At 41.0% G+C, this 24,353-nt stretch carries 22 protein-coding genes; 6 read left to right on the top strand and 16 right to left on the bottom strand.

Annotation, left to right across the window (positions count from 1 at the left end; all coding sequences use genetic code 11):
• Nucleotide 1 precedes the first annotated feature (1 nt).
• Together rsmD and R2B72_RS08525 are read right to left on the bottom strand one after the other, a co-directional pair.
• Nucleotides 2–550 carry a 16S rRNA (guanine(966)-N(2))-methyltransferase RsmD gene (rsmD, locus tag R2B72_RS08530; protein ID WP_318616043.1) on the bottom strand — a complete coding sequence of 183 codons (549 nt, stop codon included), beginning with the start codon at nt 548–550 and terminating at the stop codon, nt 2–4.
• Nucleotides 547–1,986, bottom strand: a complete 1,440-nt coding sequence (locus R2B72_RS08525; RefSeq protein ID WP_318616042.1) for a hypothetical protein — start codon at nt 1,984–1,986, stop codon at nt 547–549. Before R2B72_RS08525 ends, rsmD begins: the two co-directional genes overlap by 4 nt.
• 56 nt (nt 1,987–2,042) lie before the next feature.
• On the opposite strand from R2B72_RS08525, the gene R2B72_RS08520 reads away from it, so the two are divergent.
• A complete protein-coding gene (locus R2B72_RS08520; RefSeq protein ID WP_318616040.1) occupies nt 2,043–2,438 on the top strand; it encodes a methylthioribose kinase in 396 nt (131 codons plus the stop codon).
• 3 nt (nt 2,439–2,441) lie between these two features.
• Here the strand turns inward: R2B72_RS08520 and R2B72_RS08515 are convergent, their stop codons facing one another.
• Entirely contained in the window at nt 2,442–2,714 is a 273-nt protein-coding gene (locus tag R2B72_RS08515; protein WP_318616038.1) for a YlbG family protein, read from the bottom strand.
• Nucleotides 2,715–2,861: 147 nt separating this feature from the next.
• On the opposite strand from R2B72_RS08515, the gene R2B72_RS08510 reads away from it, so the two are divergent.
• On the top strand, nt 2,862–3,773 hold the full coding sequence (locus R2B72_RS08510; protein WP_318616037.1) for a glycerophosphodiester phosphodiesterase family protein: 912 nt from the start codon (nt 2,862–2,864) through the stop codon (nt 3,771–3,773).
• Nucleotides 3,774–4,237: 464 nt separating this feature from the next.
• On the opposite strand, the gene R2B72_RS08505 is transcribed toward R2B72_RS08510, so the two are convergent.
• From R2B72_RS08505 to R2B72_RS08495, 3 genes are all read right to left on the bottom strand, one after another.
• The gene (locus R2B72_RS08505; RefSeq protein ID WP_318616066.1) at nt 4,238–4,681 is read right to left on the bottom strand and encodes a GNAT family N-acetyltransferase; all 444 of its coding nucleotides are present in this window, start codon (nt 4,679–4,681) and stop codon (nt 4,238–4,240) included.
• 695 nt (nt 4,682–5,376) lie between these two features.
• The gene (locus R2B72_RS08500; RefSeq protein ID WP_318616036.1) at nt 5,377–5,820 is read right to left on the bottom strand and encodes a YlbF family regulator; all 444 of its coding nucleotides are present in this window, start codon (nt 5,818–5,820) and stop codon (nt 5,377–5,379) included.
• A 72-nt stretch (nt 5,821–5,892) separates the two neighbouring features.
• Nucleotides 5,893–7,317 (bottom strand): UDP-N-acetylmuramoyl-L-alanyl-D-glutamate--2,6-diaminopimelate ligase, encoded by a 1,425-nt coding sequence (locus tag R2B72_RS08495; protein WP_318616035.1) that lies wholly within the window; start codon nt 7,315–7,317, stop codon nt 5,893–5,895.
• Between the two features lie 110 nt (nt 7,318–7,427).
• Here R2B72_RS08495 and R2B72_RS08490 point away from each other — a divergent pair, with 110 nt between their 5' ends.
• Complete coding sequence (locus R2B72_RS08490) at nt 7,428–8,159, top strand: aspartate kinase (protein ID WP_318616034.1); 732 nt, start codon at nt 7,428–7,430, stop codon at nt 8,157–8,159.
• A gap of 9 nt (nt 8,160–8,168) precedes the next feature.
• Here the strand turns inward: R2B72_RS08490 and R2B72_RS08485 are convergent, their stop codons facing one another.
• Entirely contained in the window at nt 8,169–9,236 is a 1,068-nt protein-coding gene (locus R2B72_RS08485) for a CAP domain-containing protein (protein WP_318616033.1), read from the bottom strand.
• A 233-nt stretch (nt 9,237–9,469) separates the two neighbouring features.
• Between R2B72_RS08485 and R2B72_RS08480 the strand changes: the two genes are divergently transcribed.
• Together R2B72_RS08480 and ytvI are read left to right on the top strand one after the other, a co-directional pair.
• Nucleotides 9,470–9,835: a YugN family protein gene (locus tag R2B72_RS08480; RefSeq protein ID WP_318616031.1), complete on the top strand. Its 366-nt coding sequence runs from the start codon at nt 9,470–9,472 to the stop codon at nt 9,833–9,835.
• A 130-nt stretch (nt 9,836–9,965) separates the two neighbouring features.
• Complete coding sequence (ytvI, locus tag R2B72_RS08475; protein WP_318616030.1) at nt 9,966–11,024, top strand: sporulation integral membrane protein YtvI; 1,059 nt, start codon at nt 9,966–9,968, stop codon at nt 11,022–11,024.
• 757 nt (nt 11,025–11,781) lie between these two features.
• On the opposite strand, the gene R2B72_RS08470 is transcribed toward ytvI, so the two are convergent.
• From R2B72_RS08470 to cyoE, 7 genes are all read right to left on the bottom strand, one after another.
• Complete coding sequence (locus R2B72_RS08470) at nt 11,782–12,243, bottom strand: DUF420 domain-containing protein (protein WP_318616029.1); 462 nt, start codon at nt 12,241–12,243, stop codon at nt 11,782–11,784.
• A gap of 29 nt (nt 12,244–12,272) precedes the next feature.
• The gene (ctaG, locus tag R2B72_RS08465) at nt 12,273–13,199 is read right to left on the bottom strand and encodes a cytochrome c oxidase assembly factor CtaG (RefSeq protein WP_318616065.1); all 927 of its coding nucleotides are present in this window, start codon (nt 13,197–13,199) and stop codon (nt 12,273–12,275) included.
• Nucleotides 13,200–13,402: 203 nt separating this feature from the next.
• Complete coding sequence (locus R2B72_RS08460) at nt 13,403–13,750, bottom strand: cytochrome C oxidase subunit IV family protein (protein ID WP_318616028.1); 348 nt, start codon at nt 13,748–13,750, stop codon at nt 13,403–13,405.
• A gap of 1 nt (nt 13,751) precedes the next feature.
• Entirely contained in the window at nt 13,752–14,378 is a 627-nt protein-coding gene (locus tag R2B72_RS08455; protein ID WP_318616027.1) for a cytochrome c oxidase subunit 3, read from the bottom strand.
• The gene (ctaD, locus tag R2B72_RS08450) at nt 14,378–16,252 is read right to left on the bottom strand and encodes a cytochrome c oxidase subunit I (protein ID WP_318616026.1); all 1,875 of its coding nucleotides are present in this window, start codon (nt 16,250–16,252) and stop codon (nt 14,378–14,380) included. Before ctaD ends, R2B72_RS08455 begins: the two co-directional genes overlap by 1 nt.
• 34 nt (nt 16,253–16,286) lie before the next feature.
• The gene (coxB, locus tag R2B72_RS08445) at nt 16,287–17,354 is read right to left on the bottom strand and encodes a cytochrome c oxidase subunit II (protein ID WP_318616024.1); all 1,068 of its coding nucleotides are present in this window, start codon (nt 17,352–17,354) and stop codon (nt 16,287–16,289) included.
• A gap of 99 nt (nt 17,355–17,453) precedes the next feature.
• Nucleotides 17,454–18,371: a heme o synthase gene (gene cyoE / locus R2B72_RS08440; protein ID WP_318616023.1), complete on the bottom strand. Its 918-nt coding sequence runs from the start codon at nt 18,369–18,371 to the stop codon at nt 17,454–17,456.
• Nucleotides 18,372–18,663: 292 nt separating this feature from the next.
• Here cyoE and R2B72_RS08435 point away from each other — a divergent pair, with 292 nt between their 5' ends.
• A complete protein-coding gene (locus R2B72_RS08435; RefSeq protein ID WP_412177812.1) occupies nt 18,664–19,608 on the top strand; it encodes a COX15/CtaA family protein in 945 nt (314 codons plus the stop codon).
• A 114-nt stretch (nt 19,609–19,722) separates the two neighbouring features.
• Here the strand turns inward: R2B72_RS08435 and pyc are convergent, their stop codons facing one another.
• Both pyc and R2B72_RS08425 read right to left on the bottom strand, forming a co-directional pair.
• Nucleotides 19,723–23,160, bottom strand: a complete 3,438-nt coding sequence (gene pyc / locus R2B72_RS08430) for a pyruvate carboxylase (RefSeq protein ID WP_318616022.1) — start codon at nt 23,158–23,160, stop codon at nt 19,723–19,725.
• Nucleotides 23,160–24,341, bottom strand: coding sequence for an FtsW/RodA/SpoVE family cell cycle protein (locus tag R2B72_RS08425; RefSeq protein WP_318616021.1), 1,182 nt, complete (start codon nt 24,339–24,341; stop codon nt 23,160–23,162). Before R2B72_RS08425 ends, pyc begins: the two co-directional genes overlap by 1 nt.
• Nucleotides 24,342–24,353 lie beyond the last annotated feature (12 nt).

Below are 24,353 nucleotides of genomic sequence, written 5' to 3'. Positions count from 1 at the left end.
CTCATTTCTCATAAATAGATACAGCGCTATTCCCATACACTGAACTTTTAATTTTGTGATACGAGCCATATGACTCTGGTAATACCAATTTCTTGTCATGCTCACAAATAATAGCCGCATTGTCCGTCAGTAAATCTGCTTCAACGAAATCTCCTGCTAGTTCATAAAATGCCGTTTCAGCATAAGGAGGATCGATGAACAACAGTTTGGCTTGTTTTGCGGCTGCTTGTAAAACCCTAACCGCATTCCGGGCATCTGCCCGCTGAATGTGTAGTTGTTCCGTAAAGTTGCATTTTTCTGCATTGGCCTGAATGACGGCACATGCCTTAACATTTTTCTCGAAAATAAATGCCTCATCGACTCCACGCGATAACGCCTCCAAAGACAATGAGCCACTACCGCCAAACAATTCAACCGACACTCCTCCATCAAAATAAGGCCCAATCCGATTGAAGATTGATTCTTTCACTTTGTCAGATGTTGGACGCGTATCCGTGCCCGCTAACGATTTCAATGGAATACCTTTCCTTGATCCTGCAACAACTCTCACTGCTCAACCCCCTCTAGTACCGTCGACAAATTGGCGATATCAATCGTATCTACCGTCTTATCGATTGTTAATAGGAATAGTCGCTTAAACCGATTTTCTTCAAAGTAAATATCGCCTGCTAACACCTCAAACGGCGTTGTCATCACATCAAATTTCCGTTCATTATACACATAAAACAGCTCTTTTCTCGGAAATCTAAACTGTCTATTCGCACTTTCAATATAAATCGATCGTTCGTTTGTTGTGACAGAATAGCCCGTTAGACTTAAAATAGCCTTTGCAGGATAAAGCGTTTTTCCATCTTTCCAAATGACATCGATATGCGCTTGACTCACACCATCTACCGTGACTTCCCTGGTATCTCCAAAAAGAAATGGATGGTGTGCTGTTTCTTTTTGCATCACTGTTTTGAAATAAGCAGTCTTAAAACCCGTGACTTCCCGAATCATATCATCCAAAATAGCGGCACTTATTTCCTGTCCTGACTTACTCGTCACCAATTCTTTCAGACTTTCAAGTTCTTCAGGCGTAAGAGCCGTCGTAAGTTTGTCATAGGCCAGCCGTGATTGCTTTGGACCCGTGGCTTTATCCCCTAAAATGGAAGCCATTATTTCAGCAAGTAGACGTTGCTGTGGTGGAATTGAAAAGCGGGCAGACATAGCGGACGTTAAAAATTGATTGGACACTTTCTCGACATCTTCATTTTCTGAAACGATAAATCGCTGTGAATGGACAGCCAGATTTGTATGATCAATGACGATTGCCGAATGATCAGCTCCAATCACTCCAAGGGCTTCATTCACGGCATCAAACTGCTCGGCATTCCCCTTTGCTCCATAAACAGCAAGCTGCTTTCCTTCATAAAGGAGTGGTAAACGATTTTCCTGCCAATAAAGATCCTTAATCTCTCCTGAACCTCGGAAAAACGTATAATCAATCAAATCCATTTTTTTAGTACCGACTTGCTTCAATCCGTTTACCCACATCCCACCGCTACCTATTTCGTCAGTCAAATGGAATAATGTCGACGTTGCTGAAGTGCCATGTAGCTTAGCAAACGGTTCTTTGAATAACATTGCTTGTCCCATAGGCCCATTTTTAGGTATTTTATATGAAATAGATTGTTGTTCATGGCTACCATCTAAAAAAGCAGTCAAATTATCATCCAATCGTTCGCACGAACTCGTATCTGCAGGATAACATGAACGTTCAATGCTTGCTTCCGGCCATACAATTTCATGACGCCCTTCGGACAAACCACTAAAATGATGACGGACATACAAGGCATCCGCACGGTTCATCACTTCAATTTCCTGTTGATAGGTTAGTTTTTTAGGCTCTTTGGCAACAACATCCCCTGCCTGTTTATAGTGCATGTACACAAGCAGTATGTTGACAATAAGTAGCAGGACAACCGTCCGTCCGATAAATTTCAAGATATACACCTCAATGCGTGTTATAATTGACGTAATGTAGAAAGGTAGTGTTATGTATGATATTAAACCAACAATTTATAGAACTCGGTGAAGGCTTTGGAGATGTTTACGAATTATGTGAGCTCATCCAGACAAATAGCAGCCGTTTGCATCAGTCATTCATTCTAGCCGCGCCAACACCATCGGGCTACGCACTATCACTTGCAGTAGCCTTCAAGCCTGCAAATACTGGTTTTTTCATGCCCGTGTATATTTGCAGAGAAGGGATTATCCAGCAAGGCGACCAAAAATCGAAGCGCAGACTGCTATTTGAAGAAGCTGCCGACAAGGCCGGTAGCACACCTGTGTACATCGAATTGAAACATTCCTCTGAATTCGCTGAACGCAATCTATTCTTTCAGTATGTGACAGGCATCCTTCGTCTCAACAACCTGCTCCCACCACTAAAATAGATCTTATAACCCAGCCTTATAGTCATATTCTTTTGCCTTATCTGGTTTTGCATTTTCATATTCTGTTTTAACGTATGGTCGATAGGACGGCAACACTTTTTTCACGGAAGGAAGACGTTCTATTTTACTCATAACCATATCGGCATCCTCCTTATTGCAATAAAGGATGACGTACTTCATTTTACGTGATATATAATGAACATGACCATATTTCCGAAATGATTTTGCCTGTTTCAAATGTTGAAGATAGACGATAATTCCTTGACGTTCAACCATAGATTTCCCCTCTTTCCTTATCCCATACAATACCATAGGAATGCGAAGCTAGGCAATAAGTTCACCATATCCTGTCACACTTGCTGACAGCACCATTCTTTTGCCTTATAATAAAAAAAAGCATATGCAAACGAGGAGGATCCTTTCATGGGTAGAAAAACTAAAGTGGCCCTTACCGTAGGTGCAGCGGGGGTTGCTGCATGGGCAGCTTCTAAAGTCGTTGCGAAACCAATTCCGCGTGAAATAAAAAAAGCACTCGATTTCAACAAACCAGTCATTCTAGCTCATCGAGGTGGTCATTCCGAAGCACCCGAGAACACACAAGCTGCATTTTCACAATCGGCCGAACTCGGTGTACATGGATTTGCAGTCGATATCCGATTAACGAAAGACGAAGAAATTATTGTCTTTCATGACGAATTTACTGATCGAACAACGGATTTCTCTGGAAGAGTTGCCGATTACACACTAAGTGAATTGAAAAAGGCGGATGCAGGCTATCGATTTGAAGATAATGCTGGGCACTTTCCTTATCGCGGACAAGGTGAGGTTATCCTTTCCCTACGCGAACTATTACAAACGTTTCCTCATATGTTCATTGCCATCAATCTGAAAGATTCGCCGGATACGTATGAAGGCAGTTTAATGCCTTCAAAACTTTGGAGACTACTAGATGAACTCGAAGCTGAGAATCGTGTCGCCGTGACTAGCGCTTATGATGAACAGACAGACAGGTTCAACTTGTATTCTCAAAATCGCGTTGCCACTGGTGCAGGTGATGGTGAAGTGAAAAAAGCCTATGCCGCCTTCACAAGTAAATTGGGCCATCTTTATAGTCCGCATGCCGATTTGTTTAGAATTCCAGAAAAGCTAGGTGTATTCCCACTTGGTACTGAAGGTTTTATCCAGTTCCTTAAACAATTGAACGTTGCCGTTTACTTTGAAGATGTTACAGACAAAGATTCATTCGTCAAACTGCTATCCATTGGAGCAAGCGGTTTCATCACAGATCGACCCACTGTAGTCATGGAAATTATTCAAGAGCATATCGGTGAGTAAATAAAAGAAGGTTGCCTGTGTATCGAATTAGTCGATATACAGGCAACCTTTTTCACTGGATCATTTCCGGTTCGCTTTCGGCAATTGATGGACGACAGAATAAACGTGGGAAAGATGTGTCTAGAAATGACTTCGTCATTTCTAGACACATCTTTTTCGGTCATCTTGTTGTACATCATTGCCTGTCGCGTACCTACAATGACCAAGTGATAAATACTGTTTCTTGGGAAGAAAGGAACAGATTTCTTTGTGTATAGTGAGTAAGTTCCCGAAGATGAAATTTCGGGAACTTTAGCACGTTGAACATAGTATTTGCTTCTTAAATTCTCGTAAAGTTAATAAAAAGTTACACTTGATTAGAAGTGGGGGAAAAGCCTAATCTATCCGTATTTCCAGAGAGCAATTTGGATTATAATCTACAACAATCGCGCCCGTTTATGGAAATGGGTTCCATTTTCATATGTTCAGACATATTTTTCTGGTATGTACAACCGCATATAAAGATAACCATCCTCCATATCGTCTGTTATTTCAAAGCCTATGTTGCTCCAAAATTTTTGTGCGGTTATATTTTCTAGATTAACTGGTAAGGAAATCCTACTTGCATTGTATTCTTTACACAAATATTCAACACAAAGCCTAGCCGCTGCTGATCCATAGCCTCTTTTTTGAAAACGGCTATCTATCATAAAATTTATGATTTGAGGGTTATTTTCGCCAATATACATTAAAACAAAGCCCACCATCGCATTATCGGCATAAATTGCAAAGGGGCGTGAATCATCATAAAGCACCCACGCTTCGGCTAAAGACCACGCTACAGGGTCTACAAAGTCCACATTGGTATCAGTTGTATGCAAGTTTAAACATTCTTCATAATTGTCCCCATTAATTTTTCTTAACTCCACCAAAGAAATACCACCTTCAAACATAGTTAAGGATGTTTAATGTAATTAATTCAACTTTTGAAAAGTGGAATTAGCAAATAAATCTTAATACATCCTGGAAATCCTAGAACTTAATGCTCCAATTGATTTTGAATCCGTTCTCCTTGATAATAGTCATTCATATAGTCGCATTGCACCACTTTATTATTATAGCTCTATGCCACATAATGGCCCGTTTGCGGTAATTTATTTATTAAGATCAATCAGAAATATATAATAGTTATAACATTTTTTATTTAAAAAAGTTTGACCTTTTATCTATTGGTCATCTAAAAGGTTTAAAATTGTAAACGGTTTATCATTCCGTGATGAAATGTATGTCAAGAATTGTACATTTCATTGGCTGTAATAAACATTTCCTTAAATAACAATGAAAAAACCATTAATGAAAACGACAGCGGCCAAAATTGTATCTTTGGCCACTTTTACGTAGTTAGAATTGCTCTATTCCCTTATTCCCAAAAAGCATTATCACTTTGTGTCGCATTTCCTTTGGAGAGCGACGGATGAACGACAGCCAAACGATTACCGAAAAAAGTAGGGAGGAATGCGACGTAGTCGCTTTCCTCCCTACTTATAACACGGTCATTGTACAGCAGTCATTCAATTCAATGCGTTCCAAAGTAATAAAACACAAAAAACAATGTGGTTTATTGTTAAGCAGAACACGAACAGCCTCCACCTGTACCGCAACCATCGCCGCAAGATGACCCCGTAGAGAACATACTTTCAGCTGGTACTTTCACCGCATCTGATACGGATTTGGCTACAATTGAACCAATTTGATCAAATAGATATTGAACGTCATTTTCAGCTAATCGGAGTGCAGCAACCTGCTCATTCATATCGAGATCACGTTTTTGAACGCGAATGCTTTTCATGACTATATTATAATCCGGATGATATCTTCCGAATCGTTGAACTTCCTCATATCGTTCTTTCATAGCTGTAAACGCCTTAATCTCTGCAACTAGTACAGCGTCTGTATAGACAGCATCATAAGCCTTGCGGTACTCTGCGACCACTTCTGAAGTCAGCAACATATCTGCCAGTTCTTCAGCCTGCTCGATGATGGTCATCCACTCGCCGGTCATCATCATATAATGATCCTCTCCCATCATCACTTATCATACCAGATGAGAGTGTCTACATGCACCTACTGATGATTTATTTCACTTGAAATCTAAAAATGTTTTCTCGAAAAGTGCTCGCTTCGCCACTTCAAAATCAGAGAATGGCAGTATACCGTCTGCTGTTTGTTGTGTTTTTTCGTGACCTTTTCCAGCAATGAGCACACTGTCTCCCGGAGCTGCACTGAAAACCGCCTTACGTATCGCATTTTTTCGATCCAGTATTACTTCGACGGCCGAACAGTCTCCACCAAACCCTTCCAAGATATCCCCAATAATCGCCAGAGGATCCTCGTTTCTTGGATTATCTGATGTCACAATCACATTGGACGAATAGAGGACTGCCAGTTCTCCCATCTCCGCCCTTTTCCCTTTATCCCGATTACCGCCGCATCCAAAGACCGTTATCAATTTACCATAACAGCAAGTGGAAAGCGTGCACAACACCGCTTGAAGTGCATCAGGTGTGTGTGCATAATCGATATACACCTTCACACCGTCCCGCTCCAATTGCTGCAATCTTCCCTCTGGAAGCTGCAATTGACCGCAGTATTGCATGACATCATCCAAACTATACCCAAGGACAACAAGCGCACTCATTGCCGCTAATGCATTCATACGATTGTAGTGGCCTGGAATCACAAAGTTCTTTTCCAGGTCTGACACAGGGACACCCGCTAACGGATTCATACCAAAATAAACAACCGGGGTAGTTGTATCTTGAACCATTTGCACACATTGTTCATCTTCCCCGTTGACAACCATCATTGTCACCATCTGACTTAATCGCTTTTTCGCTAGAATATAAGCAAGCTTCCCACCATGCTCTTCATAATGGTCTGTTCCAATATTTAACAAGATACCGATATCAATTTCACAGTAATCTAAACGTCTTGAAGCCAATCCAAGAGAGGAAGCTTCAAGGACAACATGCGTAACCCCCATCCCCTCACATTTTTGCAATAAAGGATGAAGATATTCAGCGGGTAATGTTGTCATTTGCGGGCTGTCATAATCTATTTTAACACCATCGATAAAAATTCCTGTTGTGCCGATGACAACTGGTCGATTGCCTAAACTCTGCAATAATTGACCGATAAAATGGGTCACCGTTGTCTTGCCATTCGTTCCAGTCACCGCAATCACTTTCATTCGCCTAGCAGGGTATCCGGCAAACCGAGCACACGCATGGGCTATGAATAATTTGCAATCCGGTACAATAACAACAGTTATATCGTCCGGAAGCGAAATCAAATCTGTTCGATCCACAACAATTGCAACTGCCCCTTGATCAATCGCTTGTTGAATATAAATCGTTCCGTCATTCCGCCCGCCCTTCCTTGCTACAAAGACAAACCCTTTCTGTACCCTTGAAGAATTCTCAGTAATCCCCGTGACTGAAGTTCTAATTCCGCCTCCACTAACTGTGCAAGGCCAGTCTTTTAAAAGCTCCGTTAAAAGCAGCACCACTCTCCCCTTCCCGAACATTTTCTGCGACAGCGAATATATTGAGAGCGAACATACTTTATCGTATGAAGAAAGCGCAATGAACGACACGAAGAAAGTTGGGAGCCTTGATGATTATCCAGAAATTCGGTGGAGTTGCGATGAAAAATGAAGCAATGAGAATGATTTGCATTAACCATATAAAGGAAGGAATACATGAATTCGACAAGGTTGTCGTTGTTGTTTCCGCAATCGGGCGCTACGGTGATCCTTATTCAACGGACAGCCTTCTCCAACTCACAGATGCCTTCTCATCCTCTACGGCGGCGAGTGACCTAGTGGCCTCTTGTGGAGAATTAATTGCAGCAGCTGTATTATCTGCAGAATTAGCACGTGAGGGTGTTTCAAATACCATCCTCCACGGCGTCAAAGCCGGGATTTGGACGACTGGAGATTTCGGTGACGGGTCCATTAGTCATATTGATACTACATCGATTATTGAAAGTCTTAAACTGACACACTGTGTCATCATTCCAGGTTTTCAAGGAATAGATAAAGACGGTCATGTGATGACGCTTGGAAGGGGTGGTAGTGACTTAACAGCCATCGCGTTAGCAGGTGCACTTCAGGCATCACATGTCGAGTTTTTCAAAGATGTACCTGGCGTCATGACACATGATCCGCATGAAGCCGAAAATTATAGCAAGCTGGATGTGTTAAAATTGGACGAATTCCTCGTTCTGCTCGACTGCGACAGACCGATTATCCAGAAACGCGCAGCACTTCATGCTATAAAAACAGCGACACCTCTTTATATACGAGGTATCGCCAGTTCAGAGTCCGGTACATGGATTTTGCCTTAGGCAGCGATATTATCGCTGCCCTTGTTCTTCTACCAATAAACGCACAAAATTTTGTGTATAAAACTTGCCATATGCGCCTGTACCAAGATGTGTAAAATCCTTATCGAGTAGAACATTGCGGTGTGCGGGGGAATTAAGCCACCCGTGGACGGCCTCTATCGCATCTACATAATTAGAGGCAATATTTTCTCCGGCTTTTCGATGTTCAATTTTCGCCTCTTTTAAACGATCCGCTAGATTACCAGTCACAGGCGATTCATGTGAAAAATAATTTTCCCGCACCATATCTTCACTATGTTTACGCGCTACCTCGCCCAAGTGATAATCGCTAAACACTTCGTCCACTCCATGTTTCTTGCGATAGACATTCGTTAATTCGAAAATTTGACGCTCCACCGCCCGGTCCACCTCGATTTGCATCGTGGATGAAGGGTGATGCGGACTAACGATTTCCCCCATATAAGACATATCATAAGGTTGATGCAGAACAAGTGTGACAGGATTGATAAAACGCACCGCTTCCAGTACTTCATCAACACTGTCAATATACAACTGCGCATAGACCCCCTCATATTCGATCAGCAATCGTGTTTTCGCATCATCCCCATTCAACGTAAACGTGTAGATGCTGTCATCTACCTGTGCCGCCACTTCTGTTTCCACAATCGTAAAGCGATAAATATCTTGTGCCAGCTGCCCAATTGTAAAAGGAGCAACATCAGCGGATACATCTGCTGTGTAGATTTGATTTACTACATCATCCTTTACACCCACCATAAATTGCGCATTAGCAGTATAAATCCACCAATCATACCCATAATCCGAAGGCTCAATCCGGTCTGGCTTGCCTATTTCGGCAATTAGCTTATCTACTGATTGACCAACAAATAATGATATCCCAACTTCGGGTCTCGCTTGTGCTATCGGCAAACCTTCCCCTTTTCCAGGCACTGGTATAGCTGTGCCATGCTTAACTGGTGATTCAAGCGGTTTATTTTCCTTCACCCGGTCATCTGTGATATAAAAAAACGCAAGAACAATAACGAGTAATAGCGCTATTTTCCAAAGTACTTTCATTTTTGCACCGCTTTCAAAAATAGGTAGTTTAGTCAATTCACTTATACCATATACTACAAATGATTATCCCTTATTATTATACTTCGTCAAGTAGACAAAAATGTTGAGGATTGTCTTATTCATTACAATATAAAAATGATGACACAATGTTGTCATTGCAACTAATGGTGATTTGTTCTATTATAAATAGGTATAGGGAATTGGCTGAACGATATATAAGGAGGACACGAACTATGTATATTGAAGATACAGGCATCGAAAATATTGTTGCCGATTTGGCAATTGTTGATGAAATTATGCTGAAACACAATCTGATCCGCGGAGGTCAGTGGGACTACGAAAGAGCTACATTCGATAAAAAATATGTAATTAAAGAAGGTACATATTATTTACGTGTCTTCAGTTACACAATTGATGGTAACGTTGACTCACGCCATGCAGATATGATCCTAAAAAAACCTGTCATCGGTAAACATTACTATCCACATGGTGTAGAATACGGCGAAGGCGAACACTTCCCTGAAAGCCTTGTCAAAGACTGCGTTGCAACTTTAAAAGCTGTATATGCTGAACTACTACCTCATAACCTAAAAAAATAATAGTGTGATGAAAAACCGGAAACCATATAGTTCTCCGGTTTTTTCTATTTTTTCCCCTCTGCTAATGAAACATCTATAAATTGGGTATAATTGAATTAAATACGCAGTGAATACTTTGGGGGAATAAACTTTGACAAAATGGCTTACTAAACGAAACTTTATCCTAACATTAATCGTGGTTATCACTATTTTCACTTCAATCTTTATTATTCCTGTTTCAATTCCCCTCATTTTCTCACTTCTTATGGCCATACTCATCGAGCCACTTGTTAGATTCGTAGAAAATAAATGGAAATGGCACCGGAAAATAGCGGTCACTTCTATTTTTATTTTTATTCTTACAGGTATCATTGTCATCCTTTATTATACCGTTACCCAATTAGTTGGCAAGATTATGAAGGTTACGCAAGCCGTACCTGATTATTTAAATTCACTAGCAGGCCTCTGGATAGATAGCCAAAGTAAACTATTTCAATATACCTCCATTTTGCCTGACGAAGTTATTAAACCTATCCGAAAAGAATTCAAAGACATATTTGAATCCATGCGAGAATCCATTCTAAGTTTACTCAATTATGACAGGGTCCTTGCGTTGATGACAGAAATTCCAAACTTTCTCGTCAGCTTTATCGTTTTTTTAGTCGCTTTGTTTTTGCTGATGCTCGAATTACCCGAACTAAAAAAAATGCTGTTTAGACACTTAACGACTTCAACCGCAGAAAAAGTTCGTTATATGATTAGTAAAATCAACTCTGTCATCTTTGGTTTCTTGAAAGCACAACTGTTAGTTAGCCTCATCGTCCTAGCTGTTACTTTCGTCGGACTTCTTTTGATTACCCCTAAATATGCGATTGTCATGTCAATTGTCATTTGGATTATCGACATTATTCCTATTCTTGGCTCCATCATCATTCTTGCACCTTGGGCATGCTATCTATTCATTAGCGGAGATGTAGCCACTGCAACGAAACTGGCGATTCTCGCAATCATCCTGCTCATTATACGACGAACTGTTGAACCAAAAGTAATGGGCTCTCAAATCGGACTTTCCCCACTTCCAACATTGGTTACGATGTTTATCGGATTGAAGCTATTAGGATTTTTTGGATTATTCATCGGTCCATTTATTGTCATCCTCTTCACAACCGCCCGTGAAGCAGGGATAATCAAAATGAACTTTAGAATCTAATTAAATACTAGGCACTCCATGTATAGTTTCTTTGGTTCGCTTTGGATAAAACAATTTCTATACCATTACCGTGCTATTTTATATATAGGGATGCGACTTCGCCGCATCCCTATATATGTTTTCTCTAATCGTATGGTGGTTGTTCATCCGTCACTCTCCAAAGACATAGACACACGAAGTGCTAATACTTTTTGGGAAGAGGGAATAGAGGGCCTCTTAACTGGATAAAAGCCGCCAAAAAGAACGGCTCGAACAAAAGCGAAGCGTTGAGAGCAGTGGAAAAGATGCCTTAATTTCCGCAAAGAACGCAGAAATACGGCAAATCGAACCCTACGCTGTTCGATTGGCTGAAGCTATCACCATAGTCTTTTCTTTTTTTATTTTTGGAAGTGTGACTTTCCACAAAGTACAAGAGTGCCCGAAATTGCATCTTCGGGCACTTATCTCTTAATAAAAAGTCAGCTATTCTTTACTTTCAAAGCAACCGCATTTTTCACTTGAATGTTGTAGTTACGCGACTGGGAATTATTCATAACAAGATTACCGAAAAAGTGTGGCTAGAGATGACGAAGTCATTTCTAGCCACACTAGCTCCTTGAGGGAGGAATGAACTGCAATTCCTCATTGGTAATTATGTCGCGAAAATTTTGCCGAAAGCGAACCGGAAATATCACAGTGAAGATAATGGTTTCAAACCTTAACTGCCTATAGTTTATGCAAGTAAATGGTTAATCGACAGACGTGACTGCGTGTTTTTTTAAATCCCAAAGATTGCTCTGAAGACCGACGTCGTCTCTCCACCCTTGTAGAAAACATAAAGAAGCAAATAGACGGCAACGCCCGTAATCGCTGTAAAAAACCAAATAACACTTGCTACGGGACCGATTTTTCGGTGTTTAGCCAAGTTATTCTTCAACCCCGAGTGGATTGTTATTCCTCCTAGTACTGCACCTGTCGTCGCAAGACAGATATGGAAAATAAGAAAAGTCATATAATACACTTTCAAATGATCCGGACCACCGAATGCCGTATTACCGACAAAAATGCTTCTTGACAAATAGATAATCAAAAAAAGAATGGCCGAAGCTGCCGCGGCAAACATCATTTTCTTATGCGCTTCTATGTTCTTTTTTCGGATAAGATTCCATCCAATTGCTACAAAAATAGCAGATAGAACAATCAATAATGTACTAATTGTAGGCAATAATGGCACAGTCATTCGCTACGTTCCCCTTTTCTTACACGTACTTAGTGTTCATGCATCGTCAATCTTTGTCGCTCTAGTAGAGCATTCTGTGTAATTTCATCTGCATTTTCTTGCTCATCTCTATACCACTTTATAAAAATTTTACCGAGGACACCAACATAAATGATTTCTTGTATCACCTTCATAAGAATTCCACCTAGTTGTTGGTCAGCCAATGTAGACATATTCGTAAACATCTCTGGACCTGAAATACCTAATCCAGAAAGCCCTGCTAGCGTACCAGCAGGCACACAAAGTGCCATTGCTTTCAGCCATGCTTCTCCACTTTGATACGTTTCATAAACAGGTACGTCCACAAAGATGATTAGTGAACAGGCTGGAGTGATTAAAATTGCACTTAAAATAATATAGCCAATTTTTTTCAATCCATGAAGTTGTGGTTGCCCCTTCAATGTATTAACAACTGGCCACCAAAATAACATTGCCGCGATAAATAACGTAATGGTAAAAATAGTGTGTAATGGCGCACTTAATTTTACATTATCCAAAATAATAGGAATGTGATAAACCGAAAACATACCTACAAATAACATAATACTAATTACTGGTTTTGTAAAAACATCAAGAACACGAGCCAGTTTTTTAATATCAAAAACTTTCTTCCACATCCAGTTAGGAATTCCCATAATGAATAATGGAGCAACTAACAGTAATAGTAGTGCCATTTGCACCATATGCATTGTAAATAGGATATGTCCCATTAAATCGACAGGTGAGCCTTTCACAATATAAAGTAATACCATTGAAATTAAAAATAATACTAGCTGATTCCGAGTAAGCTGCTCTGAGCCTTCAAATCGATGACGCATCTTTATCGTAAGTAATAAATATAATGCAATACCAAGTACGATGAATAGTAAAAATAACGGACTCCATAATGCTTGGAATCCAAATATGCTCAAAGGCATCATTGCCATCGCTCCTTCAATAAAGTCTATCTTCATTATAAAACGAATAACACCGTAACTCAATGAATGAACTATGACATTTTATTAGAAAAGTACTAAGGGACGCCTTCTCAATTGATCTTATGGCTTCAGCTAAAAAAATTTTAAAAAAACAGGAAAAGCCTGTAGAAGATAAAATCTCTACAGGCTCTTGCGTCTGTTGCTTACCACCATACGATTGTGACAAAAGTCAACGGAATGAGAAGTCCAAGCATTAGCCCCGTGTATAAAAACATTTGAGGAATGCCATGTCCTTTTTCATTCATATGCATGAAGTAATACAATTGTAAAGCGATTTGGACAACCGCAAACAGTAGAAGTGCTGGAATAACGAAGAATTTCGAGAATCCTGCAACATCTGCTTGGTATGCAGTAACCATTGTGAACGAGATAAGCGTCAAGAAAATCATAAGCGAGAACATCATTATTTGATTACGCATCGCGCTTTTTGCACGTCTCTGTCCTAACTCAAATTCAGCTGGTGATTTTTTGTAAACTTGAATGTCTGCCATATTAACCTATCACTCCCATCAAATAGACTACAGTGAAGATGAATACCCAAACAACGTCAATAAAGTGCCAGTACAGCGAAAAAGTATAATACTTCGGCGCGTTATACAAGTTCAAACCACGCTTCGCGTTACGGAAAATAAGTAGCGTTATCCAGACAAGTCCGATGGCTACGTGGAAACCGTGAGTCCCGACAAGCGTATAGAACGAGGAACTGAATGCACTGTTGTCGTAAGTGAATCCAAGACTAACATAATGCACAAACTCATACACTTCAAGCATTAGGAAACCAAGTCCAAGTAATGCGGTAATGGCAAGCCATAGCTGCATTTTCTTGAAGTCATAGTTTTTCAAGTGATACATTGCATAAACACTTGTCAAAGAAGATGTAAGAAGAAGCATCGTCATGACTAATACAAGTGGTAATTCAAAAAGTCCTTGCGTCGTAAATTCAAAACCACTTGGTCCTTTGTTTTTCAATGCAAGATATGTTGCAAAGAGTGTAGCGAATAGAACAGTCTCTCCACCAAGGAAGAGCCAGAAACCAACAAACTTATTCTTCGCTTCCAAAGTTGCTTTTTCCGGATTTTCCGGCCACGTCTCAGGGGTGAATTTTTTGTTCAAATCCATTAGTTTTGACCCCCTTTACGTTTTAAATCCTTAAGAATGTCTTCCTTCTTCACATAGTAACCCAAGTCGTCCTTCACAGAACGAAGTGACATTGCTATGAACGTCCATAGAAGACCGAAGATTAGAAGTGGTAGACCCCATGAGTAATCTAGACGGAACATCGCACCAAATCCTGCGATGAACATCCCCACAGTCATAAAGAATGGAATGATTGAACCGTGTGGCATATGAATATCCATTACAGGTTCAGCTGGTGTAAGTCCAGATGCATTTCCTTCTTGTTTTTCAATCCAGAACGTATCAAGCCCACGTACAAGCGGCGTTTGTGCAAAGTTATAGAAAGGTGGTGGTGATGAAATTGCCCATTCAAGTGTACGACCGTCACCCCATGGGTCATTTCCAACACGCTCATTTTTAACAGATGTCTTAATAATGTTAAGCACAAGAACGATGACACCAATCGCCATGAATAATGCACCCACAGAACTGATCAAGTTAGCTGAGTTCCAGCCTTGACCGTCCATGTATGTCCACACACGACGTGGCATTCCCCAGAATCCTAACCAGTGTTGAATTAAGAAAGTCATATGGAAGCCAATGAAGAAGAACCAGAATGTTACTTTACCTAATTTTTCATCCAACATCGTACCGAACATTTTTGGCCACCATAGATGTACAGCCGCTAAAATAGCTAGCACAACCCCACCAACAATAACGTAGTGGAAGTGGGCTACGATGAAGTACGAGTCATGTAATTGGTAGTCAAGTGGCGCAGCACCTTGCATAACACCTGTTACCCCACCCATTACGAATGATGGTATAAAACCAAGTGCATAGAGCATTGGCGTTGTAACAGTAATACTACCGCCCCAAATTGTCAGTAACCAGTTAAAGATTTTAACCCCAGTCGGAACAGCGATTGCCATTGTTGCTACTGCGAAAATTGCGTTTGCTGTTGGCCCAAGACCCACTGTAAACATATGGTGAGCCCAAACCATGAACCCTAGGAATCCGATTAACACCGTCGCGAATACCATCGATGAATAACCGAATAAACGCTTACGTGAGAAGATCGAGAAGATCTCCGAGAAAATACCGAAAGCCGGTAAAATCAGAATATATACTTCAGGGTGTCCGAATATCCAGAAAATATGCTCCCAGATAATCGTGTTTCCGCCCATCGTATGATCAAAGAAGTTACCTCCAAACATTCTATCGAATGTCAGGAAGAAAAGTCCGATTGTAAGAGGTGGGAAAGCGAAAAGAATCATCGCTGATGCTACGAACGTAGTCCATGTAAAGAGTGGCATACGCATGTACGTCATCCCCGGAGCACGCATGTTAATGATGGTAACAAGGAAGTTAATTCCCCCCATTAACGTACCTCCACCGGCAATTTGAAGACCTATTGCATAAAAATCGATACCATGTCCTTCAGATGCGATAGACAGTGAAGCATAAGAAGTCCAACCTGCATCAGGCACTTGGCCGAATAACCAAGATACGTTTAAGAACACGCCCCCGAAGAAGAACATCCAAAACCCTAATGAGTTTAGGAATGGGAAAGCTACGTCACGCGCTCCGATTTGGAGTGGCATGATGGCATTCATAAATCCGAATAATATCGGCATGGCCGCAAGGAAAATCATTGTCGTTCCGTGCATGGTTATAATTTCGTTAAAAAGACCAGCACTGACAAAATCGTTGTTTGGCTTTAAAAGCTGGATCCGAATGATCATCGCTTCTATACCGCCCATTACGAAGAAGAATCCTCCACCTAGGAGATAAAGGATACCAATCTTCTTATGGTCGACTGTCGTCATCCAGTCCCACAACGTTGCGCCAAAACCTCTTTTTTGAGCAACTGAACTCAATTTATTTACCTCCCCTTCAAAATCATGTTAGCAATTATTTTTCAACTGAAAGTCCCATCAAGTACTCAGCAAGAGCATCAAGTTCTTGATCAGTAAAGTGAGTAGATGCTGGCATCTTATTACCAGGCTTGTATTTCTGTGGATCAACAATCCACTCTTTCAAGCTTTCTTTGTCATGATCCATAAATCCAGCAACGCGGTTACGGTCACCAAATGACGCTAAGTTAGGTCCCTGTGCTCCCGTTTCACCAACAGCTGATGTTGCGTGACAGCCAATACAGCTGCTTTGTTGGAATAGTTGTTCTCCTTGACTAGTAGCTGCATCCGCAACACGTTTATCAGTTGCTTGCATAGCAATTACCCACTTGTCAAAGTCGGCGCGTGGCATTGTTTTTACTTTGAAGTCCATCAGCGCATGTGAAGGGCCACAAAGCTCAGCACATTTACCGTAGAACACGCCATCTTTTAGGTTCTGTGAATCTTTTTCAAATGTTAAATAAAATTTATTAACGTTTTCAACGTTCGTATCAAGTTTTCCACCAACTGCCGGAATCCAGAATGAGTGCTTCACGTCTGCAGCAAGTAGGTTAAAGTATACTTTTTCGTCCATTGGCACAACAAGCTCCTGTGCAGTGACGATTCCTAGATCTGGGTATTCAAATTCCCACCAGTAAAGTTTTGCCGTTACATCAACAACTAGATTTTCTGCATTCCCATCTTCATCTACAGACCCCATTGCTGCTACATCACCTAGTTTATATGTGTAATAAACTGTTGGGACAGCAAGAAGTAGGATAAGAAGAATTGGAATAATCGTCCAAACTAATTCTAATGTATGACTCCCTTCAACTTGTTCAGGAATATGTTCTTCACCTAGTTTTGAACGTCTAAAACGGACTATTGCAATGACATAGATGATTACAACTACAATGATTACCAATAACATGATTGCCGATGATAACATCAACAAATTAAATTGATCCTGTCCGACTTGACCAGCCGGAAGAAGCGTAGATAGCTCTTCTTGACCACACCCTGCCAGGAACACGGTAAGAGCTGCCAATAGAGAAAAGAGACGCCACTTTTTGAGTCCTTTCATCATAGCTTAATGATACCTCTCTTTCTAAAAAATGTTTTTCTGCTTTGAGGACTATTGACCTCTCTATATGAATTCCTGTCAAAAGAAAGAATTCCGAATGTATTAGACAAAAATCGAGAAAATAATCATCGCAACAAAAAGGATGGTCATGTAATTTAGCGAATAGATGAACATAGCCGTCGCCCATTTTAAATCTTCTTTCGCTTTAAACCCTCTTAGTGCTAGATAGAGCCATCCGATGTTCAATACAGTTGCAAGTATTAGGAAACCAATCCCAAGCTCCGTAAGAAGAAACGGTAGCGGAAATAATAATAGTACCCAAACCAACATCGATTTTTTAGTTCTTGCAAAACCTTTTACAACAGGCAACATCGGAATGTTCGCTGCACGGTACTCTTCTGTCCGACGCATCGCAAGTGCATAAAAATGCGGCGGTTGCCAAATGAACATAATGAGAAATAACGCCCATGCACCTGCACCTAGAGCTGGTTCAACAGCAGCCCAACCGATTAGCGGTGGAATAGCTCCTGAAATACTTCCTACAATGGTGTTACTGACGTATCTACGCTTCGACCACATCGAATAGAGTACAACATAACTGAAGATACCTGCAAGCCCCCAAAAAGCAGCTGCTGGTGATGCGGCATACAACAATATTTCACCTGCAACGATAAATGTGAAGGCAAGTGTCCACACAGCAGGCGCCTTAAATCGTCCAGTAACTGTCGGTCTAGCCTTCGTTCTGGACATGATTGGATCAATATCACGATCAATCAAGTTGTTGAGTGCGGCAGAACCGGCAATAATCAATCCCGATCCTCCAAGGGCAAATACCAGTAAATCTATATGATGAAGAAAGTTTCTACCCGTGAATTGGAAAGCTAAAAATAACCCAGTAAATGTCGTTATCATATTGGAATTGACAATTCCGATTTTAATGAGTGCTAGAAAATCTTTCAGTACTGATGTCGTTCCAATTGTCGAATCAGTGGCTGTAGAAATTGTTCGTTCGTTCGACATAATTCCCCTCCTTTCAAAGGTGTTAGTGAATACTGCTAAAACTAACTATATCGAAACTAAGGTACATTTTCCATAGCAAAAACCGATTCTCACCTTACTTCCACAAATATCTACATAAGTATTCCTATACTCTATATATAGTAAATCATTTCTACATACCTTTTGTGAAGTAAAAACGTCTTATTTATGAACAATTTGTGAAAACGGTGACTACCGACCTATTTTTAATTGCTTGTCATTGTCTTTCCTCTCTCTTTTCGTTATCATCAGAAAAGCAGGTGCCTTTTACACGATGGCCAACAATTATAAAGAAGGTGTCTTATTTTTGCGATATCATAAGTATTTGAAATGGTTTGCAGTCGCTTCAACAATTGGTATGTTATTAATCCTTCTTGGTGGAGCTCTTGTAACAAAAACCGATAGCGGTATGGGGTGCGGTAGACATTGGCCCGGTTGTAATGGACAACTGATTCCTGATGAAATTACTGCTGAAGTGCTCATTGAATTTTCACATCGGCTCGTCACTGGGTCCGTCGGTATATTTATTGTCATATTAGCCGTCTGGTCTTGGAAGGCAATGGGACATATTCGTGAAACAAAATTTTTAGCCTCTATGGCCGTGTTCTTTCTTGTATTACAAGCATTAATTGGAGCTGCCCAAGTATTATGGGGACAAGGTGATTTCATCCTTGCGCTGCACTTTGGTATTTCACTAATTTCTTTTGCCTCAGTCCTGTTATTAACACTTCTTATCTTTGAAGTAGATCAGAAATTTGATGCAGATCAGTTACGCATAGGCAAGAGATTGAAATGGCATACAATCGGTGTTTCAGTTTATTCCTACATTGTCGTCTATACAGGTGCACTCGTTCGCCATACTGATTCCGGACTTGTTTGTATGGACTGGCCGCTTTGCCGCAACGGTTCTTTTGAACTCCCAAGCAACATGTATGAGTGGGTACAGATGGGTCACCGCGTAGCTGCAGCAATTATCGTTATCTGGCTCGCCATCATCATGATACATGCTATCCGAAATTATAAAGACCAGCGTGTTATCTATTGGGGTTGGATCATTGCATTCATCCTTGTTGCTACTCAAGCAACAACAGGTATGCTTGTAGTTCTAACAAAGCTAAATCTTTATATTGCTTTGCTACATTCACTGTTCATCACATTATTATTTGGCTTGCTAACGTATATGATTCTACTTGTTTCAAGAAGTAGAATACGCAAATAATTTTATGGGGCTGCCTTCTTTTCAGAGGCAGTCTTTTTTATTGTCTACCCTTCTTATCTCTCTCCATAAACAAAAAGCCCTTGGAATTTTTGCTCCAAGGGTTTTCGTTATTTATTAATGTTCCAACTCAATTAGCAAATCGCCCGTCGCAATTGATTCACCGGCCGATACATAAATATCTTTGACCGTGCCATCGAATGGCGCTTGAATCGTTGTTTCCATTTTCATAGCTTCAGTGATGAGAAGGTGCTCACCCTTCTTCACTTTGGCTCCTTTGGAAACGGCTACTTTTAGAACTGTTCCTGGCATCGTCGCAGAAATATGTGCCTCATTTGCAGGATCTGCCTTCTGTTTGCGAATAGAAACAGACTCCACGCTTAGGTCTTCAATAATGACTTCACGCGGCTGGCCATTCATCTCAAAATACAGTACCCTTGTAGCATCCGATTGTGGCTCACCGATTGACACCAGCTTAACCATCAATGTTTTACCTTTTTCAATCTCTACTTCAATTTCTTCACCAAGTCGCATTCCATACAGGAATTCAGGTGTATCGATTACAGATACATCACCAAACTGATTATTCGTTTGGCTATACTCCTCGAATACTTTTGGATACAGTGCATAAGAAAGTACTTCGTGGCTCGTCACTGGACGTCCTAACTTGCCATTCAGTTCATCCCTTAATTGCACAAAATCAACATCTTCCAGTAGTTCGCCAGGGCGTACAGTAATCGCTTCACGCTCTTTCAAGATGACTTTTTGAAGTTCTTCTGGGAATCCACCATAAGGTTGTCCAATATACCCTTCAAAAAATTCAATAACTGATTCTGGGAAATCAATTGTTTTCCCACGAACGAGGACTGTATGTTCATCCAGATCATTCTGAACCATAAACAAGGCCATATCGCCAACTACTTTGGACGAAGGCGTTACTTTCACAACATCCCCAAATAATAGATTAACACGAGAATACATGTCCTTGACTTCTTCCCAACGTTCGCCCAAGCCTACCGCTTTCGCCTGTTGTTGTAGGTTTGAATACTGACCACCCGGCATTTCATGTACATAAATTTCCGAATGCGGGCTCATCATGCCACTTTCAAAGTGTTGGTAATACTTCCGTACATCTTCCCAATAATAAGATAGACCTTCCAGCGACTTCACATTAGCACGTACACTACGCTTACTGCCTTGTAGCGCATAATGCAAGGAGCTTGCTGATGGCTGGGAAGTTAGACCCGCCATTGAACCAAGTGCCGTATCGACGATATCCACACCCGCCTCAATCGCTTTCGCATACATATAAATACCATTGCCACTTGTATCATGTGAATGCAGGTGGATCGGCAAATCGACTGTATCTTTCAGTTCAGAAATAAGTCGGTAAGCAGCTTCTGGTTTCAACAGGCCTGCCATATCTTTAATCGCCAAAATATGCGCACCAGCTGATTCTAGTTGTTTAGCCATCTCTTTATAATAATTAACCGTGTATTTCGCCCGTGAATCATCTAAAATATCTCCCGCGTAACAGATTGCTGCTTCCGCAACTTTCCCCGCATCGCGTGTCGCATCAATGGCAACTTCCATTCCTTTGATCCAGTTCAAGCTATCGAAAATTCGGAATACGTCAATTCCTGCTTCCGCTGACTTTTTAACAAACTCACGGATAACATTATCAGGGTAGTTCGTGTAACCCACAGCATTAGCACCGCGGAATAGCATTTGGAACAGCACATTCGGAATTTGTTCACGTAGTTTCAACAACCTGTCCCACGGACTCTCTTTCAAGAAACGATAAGAAACATCGAATGTTGCGCCGCCCCACATTTCATACGAAAACAGATCTGGCATTAATCTTGCCGACTCCGAAGCAATGGCCGTAATATCAGACGTTCGTACACGAGTCGCCAATAACGATTGGTGTGCATCTCGGAATGTTGTATCTGTCAATAAGACATCATCTTGTTCTTTGATCCATTTGACAAGTCCTTCTGCCCCGTGTTCGTCCAAGATTTGTTTTGTTCCTGGCGTTGGCGCAGTTAACAAGTCGACGGATGGTTTTCTAACCGGATGGAATACTGGCTTCGATGTTTTACCAATTCCAGGAAAACCGTTAATCGTTACATTCCCAATATAATTCAGCATTTTTGTTCCACGGTCTTTGCGGTTCGGGAACAAGAACAGTTCAGGCGTTGAATCAATAAAACTCGTATTATAATTCCCTGTTAAGAAGTTATTATGTTTCACTACATTTTCAAGGAATGGAATATTCGTCTTAATGCCTCGAATCCTGAATTCCTGCAAATTTCTGTCCATTTTAGCGGCAGCCTCACGGAAAGTCATACCCCATGTAGATACTTTCACTAACAATGAATCATAATATGGCGTAATTACAGCTCCTTGGAATCCATTACCAGCATCCAGTCGAACGCCAAACCCTCCACCAGAACGATAGACCATTAACTTACCAGTATCAGGCATAAAGTCGTTCAATGGGTCTTCTGTCGTGACACGAGATTGGATGGCATAGCCGAACAAAGGAATCTTGTCTTGTTCCGGAATACTCGTTTCACCTTCGTGAAGATTTTTTCCATCCGCAATATGAATTTGTGCGTGGACAATGTCAATACCTGTAACCATTTCCGTAATCGTATGTTCAACTTGAATACGAGGATTTACTTCGATGAAATAAAAGCGGCCATCAGCTACGAGGAATTCTATAGTTCCCGCATTAATATACCCTACATTCTTCGCTAATTTTACGGCAGCATCGCAAATCTGTTCCCGCAAGCCATCTTCAAGTGAAATGGATGGTGCAATTTCCACGACTTTCTGATGACGACGTTGAATCGAACAGTCTCGTTCGTACAGATGGACGACATTGCCGTATGTATCTCCAAGTATTTGTACTTCGATATGTTTTGGTTGAAAAACGTATTTCTCAACGTATACTTCGTCAGAACCAAATGCTGATTTCGCCTCTGATCTGGCGCGTTCATAAGCTTCAACCACTTCTTCAGCCGCATTGACAATACGCATGCCACGTCCGCCGCCGCCAAGAGATGCCTTGATAATAATTGGATAGCCATTCGTCTCCCCAAAAGCTACAACCTCTTCGACAGAAGTTACGGGGCCGTCTGTACCTGGAATAACTGGTATTCCGGCTTCAATAGCCTGCTCCCTTGCCTTCACTTTGTCACCAAACATATCAAGATGCTTGGACGTTGGTCCGATAAAGATAATTCCTTCTTCTTCAAGACGTCTTGCAAACTCTACATTTTCAGCGAGGAATCCATAACCAGGATGTACAGCATTTGCGCCGGAGTCTTTAGCTAGCGCAATAATTCCCTCTATGTCGAGGTATGCATCTATCGGCTTTTTCCCTTTTCCTACAAGATAAGACTCATCTGCCTTGTATCGATGGAATGACCCACTGTCTTCTGTTGAATAAATCCCTACTGTCGGTATTTTCAACTCGGTACAAGCACGGAAAATACGGATAGCAATTTCTCCGCGGTTGGCAACTAGGATTTTCTTAATCTTTTCCATCACAAGGCACTTCCTTTTCTATTTGTATTTTCATATTTAACGAACATTGAGACATTCATCAATATTCCTAAAGCTAAAGATAACAGAATAATTGAAGTTCCGCCATAGCTAATAAACGGCAAGGTAACCCCTGTAAGCGGTATCAAGCCCGTCAGACCGCCCAAATTCACAAATGTTTGAATTCCAATAATACTACCCATTCCGGCAGCTAGCATCCTAGCATGCGGGTCTTTAGCCCTTAACGCAATCGATAAAGCTCTCATTACAATGAAACCCAGTCCCCCAATAACAATCACAGCACCAAACAATCCCCATTCCTCAGAAATGACCGCCATGATGACATCGGTATGGGGTTCAGGTAAATACCCCATCTTTTGAATGGAATTCCCAAGTCCTAGCCCTTTGAGGCCCCCTGTCCCGATGGCTATATAACCATTGGAAACCTGAAACCCTGAACCTAAGGCATAATCAAATGGGTTCAAATATGCAAGTAAACGGCCTTTTCGACTAGCCGTCATAATACTATCCCATGCGAAATACAAACCGATGGCTACCGGAATAAGGGCTACAGAAACGATTCCAATCATTTTTAAAAAGGTACGAATTTTAATCCCACTGGCTGCTAGTACAGACAAGGCAGCCGCTATGATGATAAGTGATGCCCCAATATCTGTCTCCATCATTATTGATCCCACTGCTAAGGCCAGAATAATAACAGGTGGCACAATTGCTTGGTTGAGGTTGTCAATTGTCCCAGCTTCATATTTTTTAGCAAAAACACTTGCAAAATAGACAATGATAACTAGTTTCGCCACTTCAGACGGTTGGATATTTCCGACTGGCAAATTAATCCAACTTTGTGCACCTACATCTCCTCCAAATCCAATAAAATGAACAAGGACGAGAAGCATAAACATGACAATCAAAGCTAAAGCCATTAATCCTTTTCTCTTGTAATTTTTATATGGAAAAAAGGAGGCCAGTAAAAACGCCGGTATAGCAATGGCTAGATTTCGCTTCTGCCCAACATAAAAGTGATCCGGCTCATAGTCATATTTATTCACTGCCCACACCATACTAGCGCTGTATATGGCAACTAAACCAAACAGACACAGCACTAGATAGGCAAAAAAAAGTGGGAAATCAAAGTTTTTTAAAATTCGTTTCGCATATGTTTTCATCAGAAAAACCTC

The sequence above is a fragment of the Sporosarcina sp. YIM B06819 genome, assembly GCF_033485175.1.
GTDB lineage: Bacteria > Bacillota > Bacilli > Bacillales_A > Planococcaceae > Sporosarcina.
Note: the sequence above shows the minus strand (reverse complement) of the source record. Positions and strands in the feature narration are given on the sequence as shown.